This is a genomic window from Streptomyces sp. NPDC056128 (genome assembly GCF_042263835.1).
Classification (GTDB): Bacteria; Actinomycetota; Actinomycetes; order Streptomycetales; family Streptomycetaceae; genus Streptomyces.
Map to the genome: position 1 here is coordinate 75589 of NZ_JBHJVQ010000013.1, position 24898 is coordinate 100486.

At 72.0% G+C, this 24898-nt stretch carries 24 protein-coding genes and 1 tRNA gene; 10 read left to right on the forward strand and 15 right to left on the reverse strand.

The genetic code is table 11. The features are described 5' to 3' along the window. Window positions 1-41 precede the first annotated feature (41 nt). From ACFC1X_RS23985 to ACFC1X_RS24000, 4 genes are all read right to left on the reverse strand, one after another. Window positions 42-227, reverse strand: coding sequence for a hypothetical protein (locus ACFC1X_RS23985; protein WP_376356767.1), 186 nt, complete (start codon window positions 225-227; stop codon window positions 42-44). 88 nt (window positions 228-315) lie between these two features. Beyond that, window positions 316-1209: an SDR family oxidoreductase gene (locus ACFC1X_RS23990; protein ID WP_376356768.1), complete on the reverse strand. Its 894-nt coding sequence runs from the start codon at window positions 1207-1209 to the stop codon at window positions 316-318. After that, complete coding sequence (locus tag ACFC1X_RS23995; RefSeq protein ID WP_376356770.1) at window positions 1206-2150, reverse strand: alpha/beta fold hydrolase; 945 nt, start codon at window positions 2148-2150, stop codon at window positions 1206-1208. Before ACFC1X_RS23995 ends, ACFC1X_RS23990 begins: the two co-directional genes overlap by 4 nt. Beyond that, a complete protein-coding gene (locus tag ACFC1X_RS24000) occupies window positions 2147-3679 on the reverse strand; it encodes a flavin-containing monooxygenase (RefSeq protein ID WP_376356772.1) in 1533 nt (510 codons plus the stop codon). The genes ACFC1X_RS23995 and ACFC1X_RS24000 overlap by 4 nt, the downstream gene beginning before the upstream one ends. Before the next feature lie 142 nt (window positions 3680-3821). On the opposite strand from ACFC1X_RS24000, the gene ACFC1X_RS24005 reads away from it, so the two are divergent. After that, entirely contained in the window at window positions 3822-4475 is a 654-nt protein-coding gene (locus ACFC1X_RS24005; RefSeq protein ID WP_376356774.1) for a MerR family transcriptional regulator, read from the forward strand. 136 nt (window positions 4476-4611) lie between these two features. Continuing rightward, the gene (locus tag ACFC1X_RS24010) at window positions 4612-5940 is read left to right on the forward strand and encodes a recombinase family protein (RefSeq protein ID WP_376356776.1); all 1329 of its coding nucleotides are present in this window, start codon (window positions 4612-4614) and stop codon (window positions 5938-5940) included. Window positions 5941-5946: 6 nt separating this feature from the next. Here the strand turns inward: ACFC1X_RS24010 and ACFC1X_RS24015 are convergent, their stop codons facing one another. Further along, window positions 5947-6750, reverse strand: coding sequence for an exodeoxyribonuclease III (locus tag ACFC1X_RS24015; protein ID WP_376356778.1), 804 nt, complete (start codon window positions 6748-6750; stop codon window positions 5947-5949). Window positions 6751-6819: 69 nt separating this feature from the next. On the opposite strand from ACFC1X_RS24015, the gene ACFC1X_RS24020 reads away from it, so the two are divergent. Further along, the gene (locus ACFC1X_RS24020) at window positions 6820-7305 is read left to right on the forward strand and encodes a GNAT family N-acetyltransferase (RefSeq protein ID WP_376356780.1); all 486 of its coding nucleotides are present in this window, start codon (window positions 6820-6822) and stop codon (window positions 7303-7305) included. Between the two features lie 4 nt (window positions 7306-7309). Here ACFC1X_RS24020 and ACFC1X_RS24025 read toward each other — a convergent pair whose 3' ends face one another. From ACFC1X_RS24025 to galU, 8 genes are all read right to left on the reverse strand, one after another. Then, window positions 7310-9025 carry a hypothetical protein gene (locus tag ACFC1X_RS24025; protein WP_376356782.1) on the reverse strand — a complete coding sequence of 572 codons (1716 nt, stop codon included), beginning with the start codon at window positions 9023-9025 and terminating at the stop codon, window positions 7310-7312. A 194-nt stretch (window positions 9026-9219) separates the two neighbouring features. Continuing rightward, window positions 9220-9293 (reverse strand) — tRNA-Ala (locus tag ACFC1X_RS24030). 71 nt (window positions 9294-9364) lie between these two features. Then, window positions 9365-10615, reverse strand: coding sequence for a gephyrin-like molybdotransferase receptor GlpR (gene glpR, locus ACFC1X_RS24035; protein WP_376356784.1), 1251 nt, complete (start codon window positions 10613-10615; stop codon window positions 9365-9367). A 194-nt stretch (window positions 10616-10809) separates the two neighbouring features. After that, window positions 10810-11445 (reverse strand): GNAT family N-acetyltransferase, encoded by a 636-nt coding sequence (locus ACFC1X_RS24040; RefSeq protein ID WP_185832196.1) that lies wholly within the window; start codon window positions 11443-11445, stop codon window positions 10810-10812. Further along, window positions 11442-11981, reverse strand: a complete 540-nt coding sequence (locus ACFC1X_RS24045) for a molybdenum cofactor biosynthesis protein B (protein WP_376356786.1) — start codon at window positions 11979-11981, stop codon at window positions 11442-11444. The genes ACFC1X_RS24040 and ACFC1X_RS24045 overlap by 4 nt, the downstream gene beginning before the upstream one ends. Continuing rightward, on the reverse strand, window positions 11978-12490 hold the full coding sequence (moaC, locus tag ACFC1X_RS24050; RefSeq protein ID WP_161332004.1) for a cyclic pyranopterin monophosphate synthase MoaC: 513 nt from the start codon (window positions 12488-12490) through the stop codon (window positions 11978-11980). Before moaC ends, ACFC1X_RS24045 begins: the two co-directional genes overlap by 4 nt. A gap of 312 nt (window positions 12491-12802) precedes the next feature. Beyond that, the gene (glp, locus tag ACFC1X_RS24055) at window positions 12803-14149 is read right to left on the reverse strand and encodes a gephyrin-like molybdotransferase Glp (protein ID WP_376356788.1); all 1347 of its coding nucleotides are present in this window, start codon (window positions 14147-14149) and stop codon (window positions 12803-12805) included. A gap of 5 nt (window positions 14150-14154) precedes the next feature. Continuing rightward, complete coding sequence (gene galU / locus ACFC1X_RS24060; protein ID WP_376356790.1) at window positions 14155-15057, reverse strand: UTP--glucose-1-phosphate uridylyltransferase GalU; 903 nt, start codon at window positions 15055-15057, stop codon at window positions 14155-14157. Window positions 15058-15151: 94 nt separating this feature from the next. Here galU and ACFC1X_RS24065 point away from each other — a divergent pair, with 94 nt between their 5' ends. Continuing rightward, window positions 15152-15766 carry a 5-formyltetrahydrofolate cyclo-ligase gene (locus tag ACFC1X_RS24065; RefSeq protein ID WP_376356792.1) on the forward strand — a complete coding sequence of 205 codons (615 nt, stop codon included), beginning with the start codon at window positions 15152-15154 and terminating at the stop codon, window positions 15764-15766. Window positions 15767-15802: 36 nt separating this feature from the next. Here ACFC1X_RS24065 and ACFC1X_RS24070 read toward each other — a convergent pair whose 3' ends face one another. Beyond that, on the reverse strand, window positions 15803-18577 hold the full coding sequence (locus ACFC1X_RS24070) for a penicillin acylase family protein (RefSeq protein WP_376356794.1): 2775 nt from the start codon (window positions 18575-18577) through the stop codon (window positions 15803-15805). A 276-nt stretch (window positions 18578-18853) separates the two neighbouring features. Here ACFC1X_RS24070 and ACFC1X_RS24075 point away from each other — a divergent pair, with 276 nt between their 5' ends. From ACFC1X_RS24075 to mscL, 6 genes are all read left to right on the forward strand, one after another. Next, window positions 18854-20386 carry a potassium/proton antiporter gene (locus ACFC1X_RS24075; protein ID WP_376356796.1) on the forward strand — a complete coding sequence of 511 codons (1533 nt, stop codon included), beginning with the start codon at window positions 18854-18856 and terminating at the stop codon, window positions 20384-20386. Window positions 20387-20634: 248 nt separating this feature from the next. Then, entirely contained in the window at window positions 20635-21951 is a 1317-nt protein-coding gene (locus ACFC1X_RS24080) for an MFS transporter (RefSeq protein WP_376356798.1), read from the forward strand. Window positions 21952-22018: 67 nt separating this feature from the next. After that, window positions 22019-22366, forward strand: a complete 348-nt coding sequence (locus ACFC1X_RS24085; RefSeq protein ID WP_376356800.1) for an FmdB family zinc ribbon protein — start codon at window positions 22019-22021, stop codon at window positions 22364-22366. Window positions 22367-22473: 107 nt separating this feature from the next. Continuing rightward, window positions 22474-23328 (forward strand): S-methyl-5'-thioadenosine phosphorylase, encoded by an 855-nt coding sequence (locus ACFC1X_RS24090; protein WP_376356802.1) that lies wholly within the window; start codon window positions 22474-22476, stop codon window positions 23326-23328. Between the two features lie 261 nt (window positions 23329-23589). Continuing rightward, window positions 23590-24063, forward strand: coding sequence for a hypothetical protein (locus ACFC1X_RS24095; RefSeq protein WP_376356878.1), 474 nt, complete (start codon window positions 23590-23592; stop codon window positions 24061-24063). A gap of 111 nt (window positions 24064-24174) precedes the next feature. Then, window positions 24175-24645 carry a large conductance mechanosensitive channel protein MscL gene (mscL, locus tag ACFC1X_RS24100; RefSeq protein WP_376356804.1) on the forward strand — a complete coding sequence of 157 codons (471 nt, stop codon included), beginning with the start codon at window positions 24175-24177 and terminating at the stop codon, window positions 24643-24645. A gap of 43 nt (window positions 24646-24688) precedes the next feature. Here the strand turns inward: mscL and ACFC1X_RS24105 are convergent, their stop codons facing one another. Beyond that, the gene (locus ACFC1X_RS24105; RefSeq protein ID WP_122617522.1) at window positions 24689-24865 is read right to left on the reverse strand and encodes a hypothetical protein; all 177 of its coding nucleotides are present in this window, start codon (window positions 24863-24865) and stop codon (window positions 24689-24691) included. Between the last annotated feature and the right edge of the window lie 33 nt (window positions 24866-24898).

Here is a 24898-nt window from a genome sequence, read left to right on the forward strand (position 1 = left end):
CCGTACGACGGGGGGCGCCCCTTCACTTCAGCGGCGACGGATCAGGCGTTGTCGCGGCGCTCCTCGAAGCGGTCCTCCGCTTCCCGGCGACGCGAGGACGGGTCCATCTCGTCCTCGTCGCGACGGCGGTCGCGGTTCTGGAACTGGTCCTTCGCCTGCTCGGCCCGCTGCTTGCCCTGCTGCTGCATGCGCTCGGCCTTGTCCTGGAACTGGTCCTTCATACCCATGTGGGTTCACTCCTGTGGTGATCGGGCCCGACCGCTTCGGCCGGGCGCTCGATCAGATTCACATGAGCCGTGACCGTGCGCATGTCGATCACTTACGGACCGTAGTCCCGCCTGACCGGCCCTGTTCGTCGGCCGCTCCGCCCGCCCCGACCAGCCCCGTGCGGACCCCGTTCAACCGGTCCCCGAACCGCCGCATCTCGCGCTGCCCGACGGTGCCGACGAGGGCCGGCAGGTAGCCGCGCATGCCCTGCATGCCGCGCAGCCACCACTGCCCGTAGACGTGCGCGGAACGGCGCTCGATGCCCTCCACGAGCCGGTCGACCGCCGGGCCCAGCGGATAGGTCTTGTTCGACGGCCAGGGCAGCCGCTGCCGCAGTTCGCGCATGACGTCGTCCTGGTCGGCGCCGCGCACCATGTCCGTGTCGGTCCACGAGAGGTAGCCGACGCCGACCTTCACGCCGCGGTGCCCGACCTCGCCGCGCAGGCTGTGCGCGTACGCCTCCACACCGGACTTGGACGCGCAGTACGCGGACATCATCGGCGCGGGCGTGATCGCGGCCAGCGAGGCTATCTGGAGCAGGTAGCCACGGCTCTCCAGCAGCGCCGGCAGGAAGGCGCGGCCCGTCACCGCCGACCCGACCAGGTTGACCTCGATCACCCGCCGCCAGGACTCCGGGTCGGAGTCGACGAAGGGCCCGCCGCTGGCCACACCCGCGTTGGCGACGACGATGTCGATCCGCCCGAAGCGCTCCTTCACCTCGGCCGCGACCCGGGCCATCGCCTCGTGGTCGGTCACGTCGGCGTGCCAGTGCTCGCTCTCGCTGTGCAGCCGGGCGGAGACCTGCTTGAGCGCGTCGGGCTCCAGCCCCACCAGCGCCACCTTCACGCCGCGCGCGGACAGCTTGCGGGCCAGCAGTTCTCCGACACCCCGCGCCGCTCCGGTGACGACGGCGACCCGCCCTTCCAGGCTCACCCTGCTCATGCGCTCTCCTCGGCGTGTACGGCACGCTCGCTGCGTGCGCTGGTTATGTGGGCGGCGGCGAGCGCCCGTATCTTCCCGGTGACCAGCTCCGGCGCCTCCACCGGCGTCATGTGGCCGAGCCCTTCCAGCTCCGTCAGGCCCACGCAGTTGGGCAGCGCGGCGGCCAGCGACCGAGCCTGCACGGGCGGGGTCAGCCGGTCGGCGGTACCGACCACGACCTCCACCGGCATCCGCAACTCCCTTACCCCGTGGTCGAGATCGAGCAGGTCGAGCACCTGCGACCAGCCGTGACGGACCCGGCGCGGGCAGGCGTGCACGATGCGGGCACAGGCCTCGATCATGTCCGGGCCCGAACCAGGGCCCATCGTCCCGTACCTGAGGATCCGCCGGGCGAGGGGCGTGACCGGCCCGAGCGGCGCCCGGGAGCCGAGGATCCGCCGGGTCAGCCAGGTGCGCACCCGGCCCTGCCCGAGCGGCACCACGGTGGCGGACGCCACCAGCCGCGAACTGCCCGTGCTGCACAGCAGAACGGCCGCCACGTGCTCGCGCACCGCGGACCTGGTCGCCGCGGCCATCACCGTCATCCCGCCCATCGAGTGCCCGGCGATCACCGCCCGTTCACCCGGTGCGAGCGTCGCCTCCAGGACGGCTTCCAGGTCGTCGGCGAGCGGCTCGGTGCCGTACGCCGGGTTCGCCGGGCTGCGGCCGTGGCCGCGCTGGTCGTAGGCGATGACCCGGTGGTCGGCGGCCAGTTCGCGGACCTGCGCCGCCCAGAAGGCGGTCGAGCAGCACCAGCCGTGCGCCAGCACGACCGCGGGCGCCCCCTCGGGGCCGTGCACCTCCACGTGGATCCGGGCGCCGTCGGCGGCGGTGACGGTCAGTTCACGGGCGGGGACGGGCGGGGCGTACGGCCCGGCGGCGCCCCGCAGCAGGCGGCTCACGCGCTCACCTCGGAGACCGGCTCGGCGTCGGCGGCGGGCCGGGCGGCGGGCGCGCGCAGCACCTCGTACTCCGCGAGGTCCACGCGCCGTGTCGCCCGCCGGAACTCGGCGGTCGTACCGGGCCACACGGTGGTGTTGCGGCCGCTCGCGTCCAGGTACCAGCTGGTGCAGCCGCCGGTGTTCCACACGGTGCGCTTCATCCGCTCCTGCACCCGGTGGTTCCAGTTCCGCACGGCGGCCGGGCGGGCGTCGAGGGCGGTGCGGCCGCCGAGGACGTCGATCTGGCGCAGGTAGTCGGCCATGTAGTTCAGCTGGGACTCGATCATCAGGATCATGGACGAGTTCCCGAGGCCGGTGTTGGGCCCGATGACCGTCATGAAATTGGGGAAGCCCGCCGCCGAGGCACCGCGCAGCGCCTCCATGCCGCCCTTCCAGGTCTCGGCGAGGGTCCGCCCGTCCGCGCCCACGACCCGCTCGGCGATGGGCATGTCGGTCACGTGGAAGCCGGTGCCGAAGACGATCACGTCGGCCTCGGCCTCGGTGCCGTCGGCGCCGACGAGGGTGGAACCGCGCACCTCGCTGAGCCCGGCGGCGACCACGTCGACATTGGGCTGGGCGAGCGCCGGGTAGTAGCTGCTCGACAGCAGGATCCGCTTGCAGCCGATGCGGTAGTCGGGGGTGAGCTTGGCGCGCAGCTCCGGGTCCTTGATCGCGGCACCCATGTTGCGCTTGGCGATCCGCTCGATGAAGCCCAGCTCGTTGGGGTGCTTGGTGAAGGCCTGCACCTGGAGTTCCCGGATGCCCCACAGCAGCCCGCGCCGCGCCTTGGTGGTGGCGGGCACCGCCCGGTGCAGGGCGCGCTCGGCGCCGCTGATCGCCCGGTCCATGCGGGGCATCACCCAGGCCGGGGTGCGCTGGAAGAGGGTGAGGCGGCCGGCCTTCGGCTGGACGGCCGGCACGATCTGGATGGCGGAGGCGCCGGTGCCGATCATGGCGACGCGCTTGCCGGTGAGGTCGTAGTCGTGGTCCCAGCGGGCGGAGTGGAAGACCTTGCCCGGGAAGGAGTCGAGACCCGGGATGTCCGGGACCTTGGGGTCGGACAGCGGCCCGGTCGCGGACACGACGACGTCGGCGGTGAGGGTCCCGCTCGCCGTCTCGATCTCCCACCGCAGCTCCTCGCCGTCCCACGCCATCCGCTTCACCTCCGAGTCGAAGCGGAGGTGGGGGCGGAGCCCGAAGGTGTCGGTGACGTGCTCCAGGTAGGCGCGGATGTGCTCCTGCCCGGAGAAGGTGCGCGGCCACTCGGGGTTGGGCGCGAAGGAGAAGGAGTACAGGTGGGACGGCACGTCGCAGGCGCAGCCGGGATAGCTGTTGTCGCGCCAGGTCCCCCCGACACTCCCCGCCCGCTCCAGTACGACGAAGTCCGTGATCCCTTCGCGCCGCAGCCGCACGGCGGCCCCGAGCCCGCCGAAGCCGGACCCGATCACCGCCACCCGTACGTGTTCCTGAACCTGCTCGTGCTCGGCCATCCCGGAGCCTCCACGCTTAGCCTGGACCGTCTGGAACCATGCCAGTGAACACTGGCGCAATGGGAGCGTAGAACAGCTCCGTACTCATGGGTAGGGGTCGCGCGAAGGAAAGTTACCGGCGGTACGACTTAAGGTCGGTGACGTGACCGAGAAGCGTGAATACCGCATGGAGGAACTGGCCGGGCTGGCCGGCATCACGGTGCGCACCCTGCGCTTCTACCGCGAACGCAAACTGATCCCGCCACCCCGCCGCGAAGGCCGCATAGCCTGGTACGACGACCACCACCTGGCCCGCCTGCGCACCATCGCGGCGCTCCTGGAGCGCGGCCACACCCTGAACGGCATCGCGGAACTCGCCGACGCCTTCGACCACGGCCGCGACGTCGGCGACCTGCTCGGCCTCGGCGAGCCCACCGAGGAGACCCCGGTCCGCCTCACCCCCGAGGAACTCGCCGCCCGCTTCGAGGGCGAGGTCACCCCCGAGAACCTCGCCGCCGCGATGGACCTCGGCTACCTGGGCACCGACGGCGACGAACTCGTCCACATCAGCAACAGCCTGCTGGAGGTCTCCTCCGCCCTGGTCCGCGAGGGCATACCACTCGCCGAGGTCCTCCAGGCCGGCGCCCGCGTCCGCGAACACGCCGACGCCCTCGCCGAACTCTTCACCACCCTGATCCTCCGCCACGCCCCCGAACAGGACCTCCACCGCCTGCGCCCCCTGGCCCGCAGCGTGGTGGAGGCGGAACTGTCCCTGGCCCTGGACCGGCGGACCCGGAAGCGGGCGGGGCCTTCCTGACCCATTCACCCCATCGGGCTACTTATCAGGAAACCGATAACGCAAGTCAGTTCCCGCTCCGACAGTGAGATCGAAAGGCCCCGGCGGCTGTGCGACCAGCCCCGGGGTACGGCCGACACTCCCCAGGAGCGCCGACATGCCCCAGCGTAGCCACGGACCGTCCCCTCGAGGCCCGATCGCCACGTCCACGCCCCAACAGACCAGAGCGCTCGGTGTGCTGCGCATCAGCCAGCTCACGGAAGCGACCACAGCACCAGACCGACAGCGCGCCACGATCCACCGGTGCGCACAGCGGCTCGGCTTGACTCTCGTGGCCGAGACGGCGGACCTCGGCGTATCGGCCCGCAGCAAGTCCCCGTTCGAACGGCCGTCACTGTCGATCTGGCTGCGCCATCCCACGGAGTACGACGCCATCGTCTGGTCACACGTCGACCGAGCCGTACGGTCCTTGGCGCACATGGCCGAACTCCTCGCCTGGGCCCGACAGCACACCCGGACACTCGTATTCGGGGGACAGGATGACGACAGTCCGATCGTCGTCCGACCCCAGACCGACGACGCGGTCATCCAGCGATGCATGGACCTGGCCAAGGTCGCCGAGCAGGAGGCCGAGACTCTTTCCGCCCGACTGACCAGCAGCCACGCCGCGTTGCGCATGATCGGCCGCTACGGGGGCGGTCTCGTTCCGTTCGGCTACCGGAAAGCGCCCCACCCGTCCGGCAGCGGCTGGTGCCTGGCCCCGGATTCCGACTCCGCCGCCGTGGTCCACGCCATCGTGGCGGACGTGGAAACAGGGATGTCCCTCATCGCGATCGCGCGAAGGCTCAACGACGCCGGCGTACCGGTCCCACGAGACCATCATGCTCAGCTCCAGGGCCGTCCTATGGGCGGCCACCGTCACGGTCGCGACTTCGAGCGGTTCCGGTGGACGTCCGGCACGCTGTCCAAGGTGCTGCGCAGCCCGTCCCTCATGGGGCACCGGATCCATCAGGGACAGACCGTGCGGGACGGCGAGGGAGCACCCGTGCTGATCGGTCCGCCACTGCTGACAGAGGACGAGTTCGGCCGCCTGCAGACACTGCTGCGAGCCCGCTCGAGCGGCAACCATCACCGGAGCCCCACGAACGCCATGCTCACTGCGGTCGCCCACTGCTCGGGGTGCGATGGGCGTATGTACTTCGCCGCGCGCAAGGGCTGTCCCCATGGCGACTACGCGTGCCGGGCGACGGCTCGCGGCGACGTGTGTTCCGCGCCCGCTTCGATGCGCTCGGACTGGCTGGAGTCCTACACGGTCGCTCGGTACAAGGAGGCCACCCAGACCGAGGTGCCAGTGACCCGCGAACTGCTCCTCGCAAGCGGCGCCCGCGTCAACGTAGCCAAGGGGCGCTGCGGCGGTGGTCCGGCCAGGCTGGCCGGACCCGATACCTCGCGTCTGTCCTTCACCCTCGGTGGCCCCCCGTCGTGAGGTCCGTCACGACTCGAAGACCACCGTCACCGGTGCGTGGTCCGACCACCGTTCCGCGTGGCTGGCTGCTCGCTCGACAAACCCCTTGACCGCACGGGCGGCCAGTCCCGGGGTAGCGGCGGCGAGGTCGATTCTCCAACCTGAATCATTGTCGAAGGCCCGCCCCCGGTACGACCACCACGAGTACGGCCCCTCGGCGTCCGGGTGCAGTGCGCGCACGACGTCCACGTAGCCGCCCTCCGCCGGGTCGAGGACGCGGCTCAGCCAGTCCCGTTCCTCCGGCAGGAAGCCGGAGTTCTTCCTGTTGGCGCGCCAGTTCTTCAGGTCGGCCTCGCGGTGGGCGATGTTCCAGTCGCCGCAGACGACGACCTCGCGGCCCTCGGCGGCGGCGCGCTCGCGCAGTTCCTTGAGGTAGGCGAGGAACTCGCCCATGAAGCGGACCTTCTCGTCCTGGCGCTCGGTGCCGACCTCGCCGGACGGGAGGTAGAGGGAGGCGACCGTCACACCGGGCAGGTCGGCCTCGACGTAGCGGCCGCTGCCGTCGAACTCGGCCGAGCCGAAGCCGACGCGGACGGCGTCGGGCTCGCGGCGGGTGTAGAGGGAGACGCCGGCCCGGCCCTTGGCGGCGGCCGGCGCGTGCGTGACGTGCCAGCCGTCGGGCGTGCGGACGTGCTCGGGGAGTTGCTGGGGCTCGGCCCGCACCTCCTGGAGGCACAGCACGTCGGCGGCGGTGTCGGCGAGCCACTCCACGAAGCCCTTCTTCGCGGCGGCGCGCAGACCGTTCACATTCACGGAGGTCACGGTGAGCACCAGGGCACGATACCGGCACACTGGACGGTGCCCCGATCCCGGATCTCGCATTAATATACGGTAGGTAGCATGAACATTCGCCGGGTCGCCTTCGACCACCCCGACGCCGTCAAGCTCAACGACGAGGTCCAGGCCGAGTACGACGTCCGCTACGGCGACGGCGGCGACGCCACGCAGCTGGACCCGTCGGACTTCGCGCCGCCGAACGGCCTCTACCTGGTCGCGTACGACGAGAACGGGGTCCCGGTCGCCTCGGGCGGCTGGCGCGGCCAGGACGCCAACGACGAGGGGAACCTCGACGGGGACGCCGAGCTGAAGCGGATGTTCGTCATAGAACAGGTGCGTGGCCGCGGGGTGGCCCGCCGCATCCTGGCCGCCCTGGAGGAGGACGCCCGTGCGGCGGGCCGGACCCGGATGGTGCTGGAGACCGGCACCAAGCAGCCGGAGGCCGTGGCCCTGTACCTGTCCAGCGGCTACGAGCCGTGCACGAAGTTCGGCTACTACCGCTTCCACGAGGAGAGCCTCTGCTACGCGAAGGCTCTCCAGGTCCGGTAGCGCCTCAGCGGACGCCGGCCGCCCTGCGGCGGCGGGCGACGGCGAACAGGACGCAGCCGGCGGCGAGTGCCAGCGCCGCGCCGGCCGAGGCGAGCAGGGCCGGGGAGCCGGTGGAGGCCAGCAGACCGCCGTCACCGCCCTGCGGCGACTGGCCACCGGTCGTACCACCGGTGGTCCCGGAGCCGCCCGTGGTGCCGGTGCCCCCGGCGGAACCGGAGCCGCCGGCCGTACCGGTACCGCCCGTGGAGCCCGAGCCTCCGGTGGTGCCCGTACCGCCCGTGGTGCCGCCGGTGTCGCCCGGCGTCTCCTCGTCGCCCGTGCCGTTCAGCACGATCCAGCCGGTGTCGTTGGACGGGTCGCCCTCCCGGGGGTTGTCCCATTCCGGCAGCGAGATCTTGCCCTTGGCGCCCTCGACGACCTTGTCGATGCGCAGCTTGAAGCGGTAGTCGCGCCGGTCGTCCTCCAGGAACGGGGTGTCGGCCCAGCAGAGGTACTGCGACGGGGTCTCGCCGTTGACGGGGCGGCAGGGGCTGTCCACGACGCTCGCGCCCTCCGGGATCCGCACGGTGAAGCCCAGCGGCTCGCCGCCCGAGCGCAGTGCCCCGATCCAGGCAGGACCGTGGTTGCTCAGGCCGATGTCGACGGTGACGGTCTCCCCCTGGGCACCCGCGACGCGGGCACCGGTGAGGTCGAGGTCGTAGGTGTTCCGGGTGGGCAGGTCGATCTCGGCGTACTTCGCGTAGTCGGCCGCGTCACCGCTCCCGGCCGGCTCGAGGGTGAGCGTCCGGCCGGTGCCCTGCCGGTAGTCGGCGCCGGACCGCAGCGCGCCGGCCTCCTTGGCGCCGACGGCGTCGAAGCCGTAGTGGAAGATGTCGCCGAGCGCGAAGTCCGCGGTCTTCACCCGGACCGGCTCGCTCAGGTCGTAGGCCGTGCCCGGCAGGAACTCGCCCTCGAAGGTGCACAGGGCGACCTTCTGATAGCGGATCAGGTTGTCCTTGTTCTCCTCGGCGTACGAGCAGTTGTCGTACTCGTCGGGGAAGGACAGGCCGCGCGAGCCGCCGAAGCGCAGGACGACGCCGTCGGCGGACATGCTGCCGACGTTGCGGAAGCCGAGCGGGGCCTCGTAGGTGTCGCCGGCCCGGAAGCCCTCGGGTTCGGCGGGCAGCTTCTTCTTGAGCAGTTCGGGTCCGCCGACGAGCACGTCGACGGTGTGCTCGTTGAACGCCAGGCCCGCGCCCTCGCCGGTCACCTTGATCCTGCCGAAGTCGCCGGCCTCGGCGGTGTCCTTGAGGTCGAGGCGGACGGACCAGCTCGGGTTGTACGAGTCGCCGGGGTAGAGGGTGTTCTCCTCGCAGACGGCGACGAGGCCGTCCGCCTCGCACCACTCCGGCAGCCGGACCTTGGCGAAGCCGCCCAGCGCCGTGGCGTCGATGGTGACCTTGTAGCCGTCGTTGGGGACCGGCTCCGGGTCGGTGCCGCTGTCGGGGTCGTACTCCCCGGGGCCGGTGAGCCCCAGCCGGATCTGCGGCTCCCCCGGCTCGCCCTCGGCCCCGTCCAGCGCGAGGTCCACCTTGTCGGGACCGGTGAGGGTGACGGGGAGCGGTGCCTGGTCGTCCGCGGCGTGCGCGACGCCGGCCAGGGCACCCGCGGCGAGCCCGGCGGCGGCCGCCCCGGCCACTGCCGCGCGCGCCCAGAGCGAGTGCGGGGTGCTGAGTCTCATGGTGTTTCTCTTCCGTTCCCCTGACGACAGGAAGGTGCCACTGGTGTGACACCGCGCACAGATGACCCACAGGGGGCGGGGAGGGTTGCGCGGCGGACGATCACGGATCCGTCTCGGGCACGCGCGGGTGGGCCCGGGAACGACGAAGGTCCCGTCCGGTCATGATGACCGGACGGGACCTTCGACAACGTGCGTGGACCTGTGGGGATTTGAACCCCAGACCCCCTCGATGCGAACGAGGTGCGCTACCAGACTGCGCCACAGGCCCTTGCAACGAGTGAAACTTTAGCACCCCGACCGGCCTGCTCAAAAATCGGTTCCGGGGCGCCCCGGACGGGTCTACTCGTTGGCGGCGCGGGGACGGCCGCCGTCCTCGTACTGGTCGAAGAGCGGTGTGCGGCCGCGCTCCCGGGCGCGGCGGGCGGAGGCGGCGCGGCGGGCGTCGCTGCGGGCCGGTGCCTCGGTGCGGTCCTCGGCGGGATCGGCGGGGCGGTCCGGCGCGGGGGCGGACGCCGCGTCCTCCTGTTCGGGGGTGACGGCGCTGGAGCGGGCCGAGCTCCAGGCGTCGGGTGCCGCGAGGTCCACGTCGGGCGTGGCGCGCGGGGCGACCGGTGCGGTGACGTAGGTGGGCAGGGGCACCGGTACCGGGTCCCAGCTGTCGCCCCGCGGGCGGCCGCGGGGTTCGCGCTGCTGGTCGACCCACTCGGCGTGGTCGGTCTGCTCGACCAGTGCCCGCCGGTCCGCGGCGAGCGCGGAGAGACCGGCGTCGGCCTCCGTCTCGGGCCCTTCGTCCGGCTCCTCGGCGTCGGGGTCGCCGACGGCACCGACGGGGTCGGCGGGCGCGCGCCTCCCCGGCGGCCGGGGACCGCGGTCGCGCAGCCGCTGCGCGGCGACCTCGGCCTGGCGGCGGTCCATCTGGAAGGCGAACCGGCGGCGTTCCTGCGCGCGCAGGTAGGCGATGTAGGCGCTGAGCAGCAGTGCGGGCACGCCGGGCGCCCACAGGAAGGCGAGTCCGCCGACCGCCGCGACGACCGAGCCGAGCGTGAAGGCCAGGAACAGCATCACGGTGGTGCGGCGGCGGCGTGCGAGGACCTTGGTGCGCCGGGCGCGGGCCGCGGCCTCCGCGGAGACGGGTGCGCGGCGGGCCTGCGGGACCCGTCCCCGCGCCGGTGCGGCGCCGGAGCCGGCGGTGCGGCCGGACTGTTCCGGGGACGTGCCGGATCTGGGGCCCTGCGCGGGTGCGCCCGGCTCCGGGCGGGCCTTCTCGGGCCGTTCCGCGGTGTGCTGCGGTGGGGTGGGCCGGGTGTGCCGTCGGGTCCGGGACACGGCGAAGGCCCGGACGTCCACCGAGTCGGTGGCGGCGTCCGGGGCGTCGGCGTCGGGCTCCGCCTCGTCGGCGGGGCGCGACCGCAGGTCCTTGGCGTACCGGCGCTCCATGCCCGCCCGTCCGGACAGGAGCCGGATGGCGGTGCTGAAGCGTTCCGTCGGACGGGCCTCGTTCAGCTCGTCCTGCCTACGGAGCCACATCGGCACCAAGTAGGCGGCCCAGGCCCCGACGATGACTGCGTAGATGAGGCCGCTGCTGCTCACGCCTCACACGGTAGAGGGGTTTCCGTGAGGCCATCCGCCAATTGGGCCGGTGTGTCGCACGATCTGGCTGATATTTCGAACTTTTCTTGTGATCGATGCGATCAGCAGACCGCCAGAGACGCATCAGAGACGCAGCAGAGGCGCGAAATTCTCCGCCTCGGACGATCGCCACCCGATCAATTTCGAACGTTTATTCAATTCCCGGTGTTCGGTGCACTCCGGTCCCGTGACCGGTGCCAGCGCCTCAGCAGACCCTCCGGCACCTCTTCCGCGGTGAGCGCGAAGACGAGATGGTCGCGCCACGCGCCGTCGATGTGGAGATAACGCGGCCTGCGGCCCTCCTCGCGGAATCCGAGTTTCTCCACCACCCGGCGGCTGGGCGCGTTCTCGGGGCGAATACAGACCTCGACACGGTGCAGTCCGACGGTGCGGAAACAGTGGTCCACGGCCATCGCGACGGCCGTCGGCATCACGCCGCGCCCGGCCACCGACTCGTCCACCCAGTAGCCGACATGGCCGGAGCACATCGAGCCCCAGGTGATGCCGGCCACGGTCAACTGCCCGGCCAGCCGCCCCTGGTACTCGATGACGAACGGCAGCATCCGCCCCGCGTTCGCCTCCGACCTCAGGTGCCGCACCATCTGCCGGTAGGTCGGCCGGTGCGCGAGCGGGCCGCCGGGTCCGGGCGGCGGGATGGTGGCCTCCCAGGGGCGCAGCCAGTCGCGGTTGCGCCGGTTGACCTCGCGCCAGGCCCGCTGGTCGCGCAGCCTGATCGGCCTCAGGACGATGTCGCCGTCCCTCAGCTCCGCGGGCCAGGATGGGCTGTTCAGCTCGCACCCCCTCCACTGCCGGGTCTGGGGTGGTCGCCGCCCCGGAGCTGGTCGACGGCGTGGATCAGCAGCGGCTCCAGCACGGCGAGGCCGTCCTTCACCCCGCCCGAGGAGCCCGGCAGGTTGACGATCAGCGTGCCGCCCGCCACTCCGGCCAGGCCCCGGGAGAGCGCCGCGGTGGGCACCTTGTCCCGGCCGTACGCCCGGATCGCCTCCGCGATGCCCGGGATCTCGTGGCCGATCACCGCCCGGGTGGCCTCGGGGGTGCGGTCGGTGGGCGAGATGCCGGTGCCGCCGGTGGTGACGATCACGTCGTAGCCGGCCTCGGCGCCCGCGCGCAGGGCGGCCTCGACGGGGTCGCCGTCCGGGACGACCTGCGGGCCGTCCACGGCGAAGCCGAACCGGCGCAGGCCGTCGGCGACCAGGGGGCCGCCCTTGTCCTCGTAGACCCCGGCGGCGGCCCGGTTGGAGGCGGTGACCACCAGGGCGCGGTACGGGGCTCCGAGGGCACCTCCGCTTGACGCGTCCTGTGTCATGACCGGCTCCAGTCGCCCGACTTGCCGCCCGTCTTCTCCTCCACCCGCACGTCCGTGATGACCGCTCCCTTGTCGACCGCCTTGACCATGTCGATCACGGTGAGCGCGGCGACGGTGACCGCGGTGAGCGCCTCCATCTCGACGCCCGTGCGATCCGTCGTCTTGACCGTGGCGGTGATCTCCACGGCGTCGTCCGCGACCGACAGGTCCAGTTTCACACCGGAGACCGACAGCGGATGGCACAACGGGATCAGGTCCGGGGTGCGTTTGGCGCCCATGATGCCCGCGATCCGCGCGGTGGCCAGGGCGTCGCCCTTGGGGACCCCCTCGCCGCGCAGCAGCTCCACCACGCGGGGGGCGACGAGGACGCGCCCGCTGGCGCGCGCGGTGCGTGCGGTGACGTCCTTGCCGGACACGTCGACCATCCGGGCGGCGCCCGCCTCGTCGATGTGCGTCAGCCGGCCTTGCGGGTCCCGTCCGCCGTTCGGGGTTCGGTCCTGCGTACTCATGCTTGTGTGGCGCTCCCGGTCCTGGCCCGGCGCGGTGCGGCGCGTGGGCCTGCTGTGCGCGACACGGTACCGGCAACCGGGCCTGTCGTTCGGATCAGGTCGCGGCGAAGCGACGGAGCCGGGCTGGTGCCGGTGCCGGTGCCGGTGGGCGGGTGCGGCGCGTGCGGCTGCACGGCGGAGGGGAGCCGATGCGGAGCGGTGGGGGTCCGCGGTGGAGCGAGCCCGAGGACGAGGCGGGTGACGACCGCGCGGCAGAGGCGCGGCCACACCCCGCGTCCGCGGCACGATCCAGTCGGCATGCCCTGGGCGTGGTCAGCCGAGCAGGACCACCTCGATGTCGGCGCCGGGCTCGACGGACTCGGTGTCCTCGGGGACGACGATCAGGGCGTCTGCGTGCGCGAGGGCGGCGATCAGATGGGAGCCGGAGCCGCCGACCGGCGTGACCGAGCCGTCGGCGTAGGTGCCGCGCAGGAACTGCCGGCGGCCCTTGGGCGAGGTCAGCGCCTTCTTCGCGGCCAGGGTCGCGGTGACCGTCGGCCGGTGGACGTCGGGCAGGCCCATGAGGGCGCGGATCGCGGGACGGACGAACAGCTCGAAGGAGACGTACGACGACACCGGGTTGCCCGGCAGGGCGAGCAGCGGGGTGTGGTCGGGGCCGATGGAGCCGAAGCCCTGGGGCTTGCCGGGCTGCATGGCGAGCTTGCGGAAGTCCACGCCGCTGCCCGGCTCGTCCTCGTCGGCGACGTGCGCCAGCGCCTCCTTGACCACGTCGTAGGCGCCGACGCTGACGCCGCCGGTGGTGACCATCAGGTCGGCCCGCACGAGCTGGTCCTCGATCGTGGCCCGCAGGGTCTCGGCGTCGTCGGCGACGGCGCCCACCCGGTAGGCGATGGCGCCGGCGTCCCGGGCGGCCGCGGTGAGGGCGAAGCTGTTGGAATCGTAGATCTGACCGGAGGCCAGCTGCTCGTCGGGCTGGACGAGTTCGCTGCCGGTGGAGAGCACCACCACGCGCGGGCGCGGGCGGACCCGGACCTTGCCCCGGCCGATCGCGGCGAGCAGGCCGATCTGCGGCGGGCCCAGGACGGTGCCCGCCTCCAGGGCGCGGTCGCCGGAGCGGACGTCGCTGCCCTTGGCGCGGACGTGGGCGCGTGGATCGGCCGGCCGGTAGACGTGCACCTGTCCCTCGGCGCCCTCGGGGGCCAGGCTGCGGGCCCGCATGCCGGAGACCGGGCCCTCGCCGAGCCCGCCGTCGGTCCACTCCACGGGGACGACGGCCTCGGCGCCGGGCGGGAGCGGGGCGCCGGTCATGATGCGGGCCGCCTGGCCGGGGCCGACGGAGGGCGGGTCGGCCTGGCCGGCGGCGACGTCCCCGACGACCTCCAGGACGGCGGGGAACTCCTCGCTGGCGCCCGCGACGTCGGTGACCCGCACCGCGTACCCGTCCATGGAGCTGTTGTCGAAGGGCGGCAGGGACAGCGGCACCGTGACGTCGTCGACCAGGACGCAGCCCTGGGCGTCGAGCAGGTTCAGCTCGATGGGTTCCAGGGGGCGGACGGTGGCGAGGACGTCGTCCAGGTGGTCCTGCACCGACCACAGCCGGTCCGGACCGGCGTCCGCGATGGCGTGGTCGTGTCCGGTGTCACGGGGCGCGCTGCTCAACGTCGTTACATCTCCTCGGCTACGTAACTGCGAAGCCAGGTCCGGAAGTCCGGGCCCAGGTCTTCACGTTCGCACGCGAGTCTGACAATGGCACGCAGATAGTCGCCCCGGTCACCGGTGTCGTAGCGGCGGCCCTTGAAGACGACGCCGTGCACGGGACCGCCCACGGTCTCGTCCTCGGCGAGCTGCTGGAGGGCGTCCGTCAGCTGGATCTCGCCGCCCCGGCCGGGCTCGGTCGTGCGGAGTATGTCGAAGATGTGCGGGTCGAGGACGTAGCGGCCGATGATGGCGTAGTTGGACGGGGCGTCGGCCGGGTCCGGCTTCTCGACCAGTCCGCCGACCTTGACGACGTCGCTGTCCTGGGTGCTCTCCACCGCCGCGCAGCCGTAGAGGTGGATCTGCTCGGGCGCGACCTCCATGAGGGCGATCACGCTGCCGCCGTACTGCTCCTGGACGTCGATCATGCGCTGGAGGAGCGGGTCGCGCGGGTCGATCAGGTCGTCGCCGAGCAGGACCGCGAAGGGCTCGTGGCCGACGTGCGGGGCGGCGCACAGTACGGCGTGGCCGAGGCCCTTGGGGTCGCCCTGGCGGACGTAGTGCATCATCGCGAGGTCGCTGGACTCCTGGACCTTGGCCAGCCGGCCCGCGTCGCCCTTCTTCTGGAGGGCGGACTCCAGTTCGTAGTTGCGGTCGAAATGGTCCTCCAGGGGGCGCTTGTTGCGGCCCGTGACCATGAGGACATCGCCGAGGCCCGCGGACACGGCCTCTTCGACCACGTACTGGATCGCCGGCTTGTCGACGACCGGCAGCATCTCCTTGGGAGTGGATTTCGTGGCCGGCAGGAACCGGGTACCGAGCCCGGCTGCGGGGATGACAGCCTTGCTGATCCTGGGGTGGGACTGAGTCATGCGCGCCACCATATCCGGTGACTATGGGGAGAAACTGTGCCCCGGAACCACCGGCGCTCGTATGAGCGCATTAGAGCGAATACGGGAGTGAGCATTGCCACACACCGGCTCCGCGGGAGGACCCGACAAGCGGACCTTGCGGCGGGAGATCCTCGCAGTGAGGAACGGGTTGACGGCGGATGACGTGCGGGAATCGGGGGACGCGCTGGCGGCGCGGGCGCTCGGGATGCCGGAGGTCGCGGGGGCGCGCGCCGTGGCGGCGTACGTCTCCGTGGGCGCCGAGCCGGGCACCCTCGCGCTGCTGGACGCGCTGCGCGCGCTGGGCGTGCGCGTCCTGCTGCCCGCCCTGCTGCCGGACAACGACCTGGACTGGGGCGAGTACACCGGAACGGACTCCCTCGCGCGCGTGCGGCACGGCGGGCGGATGGACCTGTACGAGCCCGCCGGTGTCCGCCTGGGGCCGGACGCGGTGACGGAGGCCGACGTGGTGCTGCTGCCGGGGGTGGCGGTGGACGGCCGGGGCCTCAGGCTGGGGCGCGGCGGCGGATCGTACGACCGGGTGCTCGCCCGCCTGGAGCGGTCGGGCGCGCGTCCCGCGCTGCTGGTGCTGCTGTACGACCGGGAGGTCGTCGCACACGTCCCGGCCGAGCCGCACGACCGGCCGGTGGACGCGGTGGTGACGCCGTCGGGGGTGCGCAGGTTCCGCTGACGCCCGCGCGGGCCGTTTCCCGCGCGGGCGGTGCCGTTACGGCTTGAGCACCAGGGTGTCGCTCGTGCTCTCGTCGACCGCCTTCTTGGAGAAGGCCCACGGCAGCAGTTCACCGTCGGCCCACTTGTCCGTCTGGTCGGTGTAGTGGGCGCTGTAGGCGTGTCCGGAGGCTCCGGTGAGGTTGATCCACCGGGACTTGTCGAGGTCGCCGAGGTTGACCACCATCCGCATGGACGGCACCCACACCACCCCGTAGCCGCCGGCCGCGTTCCAGCCGGCGGCGTTGACCGCGGCCTCGCCGCCGCTGAGCTTCCACGGGCCGCGGTTGAGGGCGTACTTCACGAAGCCGGGGCCCTCGGTGCCCAGGGTCTGGTTGTTCAGGAACAGGCGGTGCAGCCGGCCCCAGTTCCAGGTGTCGATGTCCTTGCCGAGCTTGGCGGTCAGCTCCCAGCGGGCGTCGATCATGGCCCGCTTGAACAGGTCGTCCCGGTTGTTCTCGGCGCCGTCGCGGGCGCCGGAGTCGGGCGTGGTCCACCAGTCGCTCTTGGGGTTCTGCATCTGGGTGCGGACCACCTCGAACCAGCGGTCGCCGCCGTCCGGCTGGGCCTGGTCGGCGTCGCGCCGGCCGCACTCGCGGACCTTGTCGACCTCGTCCGCGGGCCCGGTGGTGTTGACCGGGTCGACCCACAGGCACTGGCCCTTGACCCGCAGCTCCTTGGGGAGCTTGTTGCCGAAGGCCAGCTTGAGGATGTTGCGCCAGACGGCGTTGAAGTACGCGGCGGCGGCCGAGTCGGCGTCCTGGGTGTAGTCCCAGCCCTCCAGCAGCTTCTGCGCCTCGCGGACGTCCTTGTCGCCGACGTCGATCTTCAGCAGCTGGGGCACGAGCAGCTTGGCCATCTCGCTGCTGTTGTCCAGCTGCATCTGGCGCATGTCGTCGGTGGAGATCTTGCCGCCGTCCTTGATCTTCTGCTCGATCAGGGAGGTGATGCGCTGGCTGCGGGTGCCGTAGCCCCAGTCCGTGGTCAGCGTGTACGGATAGTCCTCGCCGACGACGGCCTGGTTGGCGGTCACGATGTAGCCGCGCTCCGGGTCGTACTCGTAGGGCAGCTCGTCCTGGTCGATGTACTCGCCGGTCCAGCGGTACTTGGAGGTCCAGCCCGGCGCCGGGACCGAGCCGTCGTGGCCCTTGGCGCGCACGGGGATCTTGCCGGGCAGGGTGTAGCCGACGTGCTCGCTGTCGGCGTAGACCAGGTTCTGCGAGGGCACGTCGAAGAGGGTGGCGGCCTCGCGGAAGTCGTTCCAGTCCTTGGCCCGGTCGATCGCGAAGACTGAGTCCATCGTGTTGCCCGCGTCGAGCGCGGTCCAGCGCAGCGCGACGCCGTAGCCGTCGCCGCGGTCGGGGGCGGCGGTGTCGACGGTGGCCTTCTTGCCGGTCTGCACCAGTTCGCTGTCGCGGTCGGACAGGAGCGGGCCGTTGTTGGTCTCGCGCACGACGATGGTCTTGGACTCACCGCCGGCGACCTTGATGGTCTCCCGCCGCGTCTGGAAGGGCACCACCTTGCCGTCGTACTGGTAGCCCTCGCCGGTGATCTTCTCCAGGTAGAGGTCGGTGACGTCGACGCCGGAGTTGGTCAGGCCCCAGGCGATCTGCTGGTTGTGGCCGATGACGACGCCGGGCATGCCCGCGAAGGTGTAGCCGGACACGTCGTACTGGCACTTCGCGGAGACGGTCCGGCAGTGCAGGCCCATCTGGTACCAGACGGACGGCAGCGACGGGGACAGGTGCGGGTCGTTGGCCAGCAGCGGCTGTCCGGTGATGGTGTGCTTGCCGGACACCACCCAGGAGTTGGAGCCGATGCCGTTGCCGTTCACGCCGACGGCGGTGGGGAGGTCGTCCAGGACGTCCTGGAGGCCGGACAGCTGGCCTTCGAGGGCGTTGCCCGTACCGGTCCCGGTGCCTGTCCCCGTGCCGGTGCCTGTTCCGGAGCCGGACGAGGAGCCGTCGCCGCCGCCGGACGGGCCGCCGCCGTCGAACGTCCGGGTCAGTTCGTCGTACTGGCCCTCCTGGACGATCGCCTTGTTCCGGTCGTACGGGTACGCCGGGTACAGGTCGGCGATCTGCTTGGGGCCGAGGCGGCTGGTCATCAGGGCGCGGTCGACCTCGTCCTGCATGTTGCCGCGCAGGTCCCAGGCCATCGCCTTGAGCCAGGCCACCGAGTCGACCGGGGTCCACTCCTGCGGCTTGTAGTCGTTGGTGAAGCCGAGGGCGGCGTACTCCAGGGAGATGTCCTTGCCGTCCTTGCCCTTCAGGTAGGCGTTGACTCCCTTGGCGTACGCCTGGAGGTACTTCTTCGTGGAGTCCGACAGCTCCTCGTCGTACTCCTTCTTCGCCACCCGGTGCCAGCCCAGGGTGCGCAGGAACTCGTCGTTGTCGACCTGGCTCTCGCCGAACATCTCCGACAGCCGCCCGCCGGTCATGTGCCGGCGCACGTCCATCTCGTAGAACCGGTCCTGCGCCTGGACGTAGCCCTGCGCCATGAACAGGTCCTCGTCGGTGGAGGCGTAGATCTGCGGGATGCCGTAACCGTCGCGCTTGACGTCGACCGGACCCGACAGGCCGTCCAGCGTGATCGAGCCCTTGGTCTGCGGGAAGGACGCGCGGACGGTGCTGATGGACCAGTACGCCCCGTAGGCGAGGCCGCCGATGATGGCCAGCACCAGCACGAGGACGAGCAGGCGCCCTTTGCGCCCCTTCTTCCTGCCGGACGTGCCGGGCTGCTGACCCGTGGAGGCGGTGGTGTTGGGGGGCATCGCTGTCCTTGCTGTCCTAACACGAGCGGCAGGGGCGGGCTGTGCTTTGTACTGAGCGCTGGAGCAACTGTAGGCGCAGGCCCGGTTCGCCCTTGACGCGGAGTCGGGTACCGCGGCGCACGGGCGTTCGATCTTGCCAAGCCGAGCGTCAAGAAAGCGTCAAGAGTTAGGTAAGGTAACGAAGTAGTTGACCGCAGAGCATGGCGGCTTCGTGTGCCATGGGGGTACGCATCGCGTGCCGAGCGGGCGCACTCGCCCGCGCTGTGATTCCGTGCTGTGCGCCAGGGAAGGGAACGGCCGCTGACTGTCCACCACCTCAACCAGCTCCTGCTCGTCTGCTCGCTCGTCCTCCTCATCGCCGTGGCGGCGGTCCGGATCTCCTCGCGCAGCGGGCTCCCCAGCCTGCTCGTCTACCTGGCCATCGGCGTCGCCATGGGCCAGGACGGCATCGGCGACATCCAGTTCGACAACGCCGAACTGACCCAGGTCATCGGGTACGCGGCCCTGGTCGTGATCCTGGCCGAGGGTGGTCTGGGCACGAAGTGGAAGGAGATCAAACCGGTCCTGCCCGCGGCCTCCGCACTGGCCCTGGCCGGTGTCGCGGTGAGTGTCGGTGTGACCGCGGCGGGCGCGCACTACCTGACCGGGCTGGAGTGGCGGCAGGCACTGATCGTCGGCGCGGTGGTGTCCTCCACGGACGCGGCCGCCGTCTTCTCCGTGCTGCGCAGGATCCCGTTGCCCTCGCGCATAACGGGCACCCTGGAGGCCGAGTCGGGCTTCAACGACGCCCCGGTGGTCATCCTGGTGGTCGCCTTCTCCATGGCCGGACCGATCGAGCACTGGTACGTGCTGCTCGGCGAGATCGCCCTGGAGCTGGCCATCGGCGCCGCCATCGGACTCGCGGTCGGCTGGCTGGGGTCGTGGGGACTGCGGCACGTGGCGCTGCCCGCCTCGGGCCTCTACCCCATCGCCGTCCTCTCCATCGCCGTCGCGGCCTACGCGGCCGGCGCCATGGCGCACGGCAGCGGCTTCCTGGCCGTCTACCTCGCCTCGATGGTGATGGGCAACGCCCGGCTGCCGCACTGGCCCGCCACCCGCGGGTTCGCCGACGGGCTCGGCTGGCTCGCCCAGATCGGCATGTTCGTGCTGCTCGGCCTGCTGGTCACCCCGCACGAGCTGGGGGACGACATCCTGCCCGCCCTGCTCATCGGGCTGGTGCTGACCTTCGTGGCGCGCCCGCTGAGCGTCGTGCTGTGCCTGCTGCCCTTCCGGGTGCCGTGGCGGGAGAAGGCCCTGATGTCGTGGGCGGGGCTGCGCGGCGCCGTGCCCATCATCCTGGCGACGATCCCCATGGTGGAGGGCGTCGACGGCAGCCGCCGGATCTTCAACATGGTCTTCGTCCTGGTCGTCGTCTACACCCTGGTCCAGGGGCCGACGCTGCCCTGGCTGGCCCGCAAGCTGCGCCTGGGCAAGAGCGACGAGGCCGCCGACCTCGGCATCGAGTCGGCGCCCCTGGAGCGGCTGCGCGGACACCTGCTGTCCGTGACGATCCCCGAGGGCTCGAGGATGCACGGCGTCGAGGTCAGCGAGCTGCGGCTGCCGCCCGGCTCCGCGGTCACGCTGGTCGTGCGCGAGGAGAAGTCGTTCGTGCCGCTGCCCACGACGGGACTGCGGCGCGGGGACGAACTCCTCGTGGTCGCCACGGACCCCGTCCGCGACGCGGCCGAGGCACGGCTGCGCGCGGTCGGCCACGGCGGCAAGCTGGCCGGCTGGCTGGGCACGGGGGACAACGGCGGCCGGCACCGGTGAGCGGGTGAGGGGTGCTCGCTTTCACACGGTTGTGCCCCTCTTGATCCCTGTACGATGAGTGCGGCACCTGATCGAACCAACTCTGTCTGATGCAGAGCTGGCGCGACCGTATGGCGGCCGGCACGCCCCCTCATCCGCACGGGCTCCGGCATCTACCGCAGTCCGCGCAAGAGGACAGCTCTCGGCGCTCCCGCACGGCGACAGCCGCGAGGCGGACCGCGCTACCAGGCGGCAGAAAGGCACGGGCCGTGGCATCCACGGTCACCCCGTCGAAGAAGTCGCCGGAGGCAGCGCCGCACACCGCGTCCGCCTCCGTCCGCCCCGGATACGGACAGCTGCTGCGCACCCGCGGCGCCTGGACGTTCCTGCTCCCCGGTTTCGCGGCACGCCAGCCGTTCGCCATGCTGACGATCTCCATCGTGCTGCTCGTGCAGCACACCACGGGCTCCTACGGCGTCGCCGGCGCCGTCGCGGCCGTCACCGGCGTCTCCATGGCCGTGTTCGCCCCCTACAGCGGACGGCTCGCCGACCGCTGCGGACAGCGCGCCGTCCTGCTGCCCGGTGTACTCGTGCACGCGGCGTCCGGCCTGACCTTGACCGTCCTCGCGCTCGCGGACGCACCGCTGTGGGCGCTGTTCGCGGCGGCCGTCCCCGCCGGTGCGTCGGTGCCGCAGGTCGGGCCCATGGTGCGGGCCCGCTGGGGCGTCAAGCTCAAGGGCTCCCCCCTGATGAGCACCGCCGCCGCCTTCGAGTCCGTCACCGACGAGCTGACCTTCGTCCTCGGCCCGCTGGTGGCGACCGCCCTGTGCACGGGCATCGGCCCGGCCGCGGGCCTGGTCACCGAGGCCGCGCTCACCCTGGTGGGCGGTCTGCTGTTCGCCGCGCAGAAGAGCACGCAGCCCGAGGTCGGCGGGGCCGACGGCGCGCACGCGCGCGGGGAGCACGTTTCCGCGCTGCGCGTCCCCGGGGTGCGCGTTCTGATCGTCGCCTTCCTGGGCGTCGGCTCCGTCTTCGGCGGCATGCAGGTGTCGCTGGCCGCGTTCACCGAGTCGATCGGCGAGCCCGGCCTGAACGGCGTCCTCTACGGCGTCTTCGCCGCCGGAAACATGCTCTCCGGCCTGGCCTGCGGCGCCATCGCCTGGAAGGTCGCCCCGCAGCGGCGCCTCCTGATCGGTTACGCCGCCCTCGCGCTGACCGCCTCCGGCCTGTGGGCGGCGCAGTCGGTGCTCGTGCTGGCCGGCCTCGGTCTGCTGGTCGGCATCTGCGTCGCGCCCGCCATCGTCACCGGCTACACCCTGGTGGAGGGCCTGGTCCCGGCCGGCGCCCGCACCGAGGCCTTCACCTGGCTGACCGGCGCCGTCGCCCTCGGCCAGGCGCTGGCGGTGACCGTCGCCGGACAGCTGGAGGACGGGTTCCGGGACGGGGCCGGATTCCTGGTGCCGATGGGCGGCACCGTGCTCGCGCTGGCGGTCCTGGTGGCACTGCGCTCACGGCTGGCGTCCCGCCCCCAGGGGCGCACGGTCGCACGTGGCGTCGGTCACCGCGAGCCCGTCGCAGTGGACTGATCCCGAGGAATACGTCACTATGGACCGTCGTTAGCACTCATCGAGTGAGAGTGCCAGGAGGAAGACAGTGCCGACGTACCAGTACCAGTGCACCGAGTGCGGCGAGGGCCTCGAGGCGGTGCAGAAGTTCACCGACGACGCCCTCACCGAGTGCCCGAACTGCCAGGGCCGCCTGAAGAAGGTGTTCTCGGCGGTCGGCATCGTCTTCAAGGGTTCCGGCTTCTACCGCAACGACAGCCGCGGCAGCTCCTCGAGCAGCTCGCCGGCGTCGTCGAAGTCCGGGGCCTCGGCCTCCTCGTCCTCGGACTCGGGTTCGTCGTCGGGTTCGGGTTCGGGTTCGGCCTCGTCGTCGTCCTCCGGCTCGGGTTCGTCCTCGGGCTCCGGCAGCTCCTCCTCCAGCACCACCGCCGCCTAGGGCCCACCGGCCGGGCGACAGCCTCGGCCGCACCAGGTTCTTACGGGACCCTGTCGTCGTACGACGACGGGGTCCTCGGCGTTTCACGGGCCGGTTAGGGTGCGGACATGGCGAACAAGGTGAATGCCGAGATGAATGCCGAGATCGGCGTGATCGGCGGCTCCGGTCTCTACTCGTTCCTCGACGACGTGACCGAGGTCGAGGTGGACACCCCGTACGGGCCGCCCAGCGACTCGCTCTTCCTCGGCGAGGTCGCCGGCCGGCGGGTCGCCTTCCTCCCCCGGCACGGTCGCGGCCACCATCTGCCGCCGCACCGGATCAACTACCGGGCCAACCTGTGGGCGCTGCGCTCGGTCGGCGCGCGCCAGGTCCTCGGCCCGTGCGCGGTCGGCGGCCTGCGTCCCGAGTACGGGCCGGGCACGCTGCTGGTGCCGGACCAGTTCGTCGACCGGACCAGGTCCCGCCCGTCGACGTACTTCGACGGACTGCCGCTGCCCGACGGCACGGTGCCCAACGTGGTGCACGTGTCGCTGGCCGACCCGTACTGCCCCACCGGGCGGGCCGCCGCGCTGAAGGCGGCGCGGGGAAGGGACTGGGAAGCCGTGGACGGCGGCACCCTGGTCGTGGTCGAGGGGCCCCGTTTCGGCACCCGGGCGGAGTCGCTGTGGCACCGGGCGCAGGGCTGGTCCGTGGTGGGCATGACCGGTCACCCGGAGTCGGCGCTCGCCCGTGAACTGGAGCTCTGCTACACCTCGCTGACCCTCGTCACCGACCTCGACGCCGGCGCCGAGAGCGGCGAGGGCGTCTCGCACGAGGAGGTGCTGCGGGTGTTCGCGGCCAACGTGGACCGGCTGCGGGGCGTCCTGTTCGACGCGGTGGCCGCGCTGCCGGCGACCGGGGAGCGGGACTGCCCGTGCGGGGCGGCGCTGGGCGGGATGGATCCGGGGATCGTGCTGCCGTAGGGCGGGACGGGGGCCGGGACGGGGACGGGGGCCGGGACGGGGACGGGGGCGGCTTCGGTTCAGGCGGAACGTCCCCTTCGGGTGACGGAGTTGTCCACAAGCGGGCGGTGGTCCACGGGGCCTCGGCGGGGTCCGGCGAAAAGCCTCATCGTGGGAGCGCAAGCCGGTCCCTCGTCGCAGGTGGTGGTCACCGTGTCCCGTTCCGTCCTTCCCTCGTCCGGTCCGTTCCCGCTCGGCACCGACGCGCCACCCACCGGCGAGGTGCCGCACTTCGCCCCGGTGCGGGTGCGCGGCGGACGGCACCGGCTGCACCGGCTCGTCCGGCACCGGCGGCGCGTCGTGGCCGCCGGGCTCGCCGTCACCGCGGCGGCGCTGGTAGCTGCGGGCCCGCAGCCGGGGGCCGGTGGGCCGGACCCGAGGCGGGCACGCGGACATCCGGTGGCCGACCAGGTGCGGGAGCGGCCCGGCCCGCGGCTCGTGGCGGCGCCGGTACGGATCGCCGACGCGGAGACGGTACGGCTGCTCGGTCCCGGCGACCGCGTCGACGTGGTCGCGACCGGGGATGCCGGCGACGCCTCCGTGGTCGCGCGCGGGGTGCGGGTGACGAAGGTGCCGGAGCCTGTGGACGGGGCGGCGGCGGGCGGGGCGCTGCTCGTGGTGTCGGTGCCGCGCGACACCGCTCACCGGCTGGTCGGCGCGGGTACCACGGGGCGGTTGGCGGTGACCCTGTGCTGAGGCCGTCGAGTCGCCCGTTCGAGGGACCGGATTGGACAGGACGGCCCAACGCTGACGTAGGTTGCGGAGCGCTCCATTCCAACACCTGTTCAAGCGAGGAGAACGTCCACCGTGAGCGAGAAGAGCGACCCGAGCCTCTGGCAAGGCTTCAAGGCCTTCCTGATGCGCGGAAACGTCATCGACCTGGCGGTGGCGGTCGTCATCGGCGCCGCCTTCACCAACATCGTCAACTCGGTGGTGAAGGGGGTCATCAACCCGCTGATCGGGGCGTTGGGCACGCAGAGCCTGGACAGTTACAGCTCCTGCCTGAAGGGCCCGTGCACCGGGACCGGCGACACCGCGACGGGCGTGCGGATCCTGTGGGGCTCGGTGCTGGGCGCCACGCTCTCGTTCCTGATCACCGCGGCCGTCGTCTACTTCCTGATGGTCCTGCCCATGGCGAAGTACCTGGCCCGGCAGGAGGCCCGCCGGAGGGCCAAGGAGAGCGCCGAGGAGATCATCGAGGTCACCGAGCTGGAGGTGCTCAAGGAGATCCGGGACGCGCTGGTCGCGCAGCGCGGTTCGGGGCACGACCGCTCCTAGCCGAAGCCTCAGCGGCCGGGCGGCGGGCGGGTGCCCGCGCGGTTCACAGGTGGTGCGGCGGCTTCTCGTCGAGGAAGCGCTTCAGGTCGGCCGCGCTGTCGCCCTCGGGCCGCTCGCCCCAGCCGCGGTCGGTGTCGTCCGACGTCTGCTGGTCCAGCGGGTCGTCGAAGACCAGCGCCGGCCTGGGCGCGCGCGGCTCGGGTTCGGGGGCGGTACTCATGGGTCCAGGGTACGGCCCCGCTCCACAAGCGGA

What these genes read in the sequence shown, in the direction of transcription:
- ACFC1X_RS23985 (WP_376356767.1), bottom strand. Translation starts at nt 227, where the DNA reads ATGGGTATGAAGGACCAGTTCCAGGACAAGGCCGAGCGCATGCAGCAG.
- ACFC1X_RS23990 (WP_376356768.1), bottom strand. Translation starts at nt 1,209, where the DNA reads ATGAGCAGGGTGAGCCTGGAAGGGCGGGTCGCCGTCGTCACCGGAGCG.
- ACFC1X_RS24000 (WP_376356772.1), bottom strand. Translation starts at nt 3,679, where the DNA reads ATGGCCGAGCACGAGCAGGTTCAGGAACACGTACGGGTGGCGGTGATC.
- ACFC1X_RS24010 (WP_376356776.1), top strand. Translation starts at nt 4,612, where the DNA reads ATGCCCCAGCGTAGCCACGGACCGTCCCCTCGAGGCCCGATCGCCACG.
- ACFC1X_RS24020 (WP_376356780.1), top strand. Translation starts at nt 6,820, where the DNA reads ATGAACATTCGCCGGGTCGCCTTCGACCACCCCGACGCCGTCAAGCTC.
- ACFC1X_RS24025 (WP_376356782.1), bottom strand. Translation starts at nt 9,025, where the DNA reads ATGAGACTCAGCACCCCGCACTCGCTCTGGGCGCGCGCGGCAGTGGCC.
- ACFC1X_RS24045 (WP_376356786.1), bottom strand. Translation starts at nt 11,981, where the DNA reads ATGACACAGGACGCGTCAAGCGGAGGTGCCCTCGGAGCCCCGTACCGC.
- moaC (WP_161332004.1), bottom strand. Translation starts at nt 12,490, where the DNA reads ATGAGTACGCAGGACCGAACCCCGAACGGCGGACGGGACCCGCAAGGC.
- galU (WP_376356790.1), bottom strand. Translation starts at nt 15,057, where the DNA reads ATGACTCAGTCCCACCCCAGGATCAGCAAGGCTGTCATCCCCGCAGCC.
- ACFC1X_RS24070 (WP_376356794.1), bottom strand. Translation starts at nt 18,577, where the DNA reads ATGCCCCCCAACACCACCGCCTCCACGGGTCAGCAGCCCGGCACGTCC.
- ACFC1X_RS24090 (WP_376356802.1), top strand. Translation starts at nt 22,474, where the DNA reads ATGGCGAACAAGGTGAATGCCGAGATGAATGCCGAGATCGGCGTGATC.
- ACFC1X_RS24105 (WP_122617522.1), bottom strand. Translation starts at nt 24,865, where the DNA reads ATGAGTACCGCCCCCGAACCCGAGCCGCGCGCGCCCAGGCCGGCGCTG.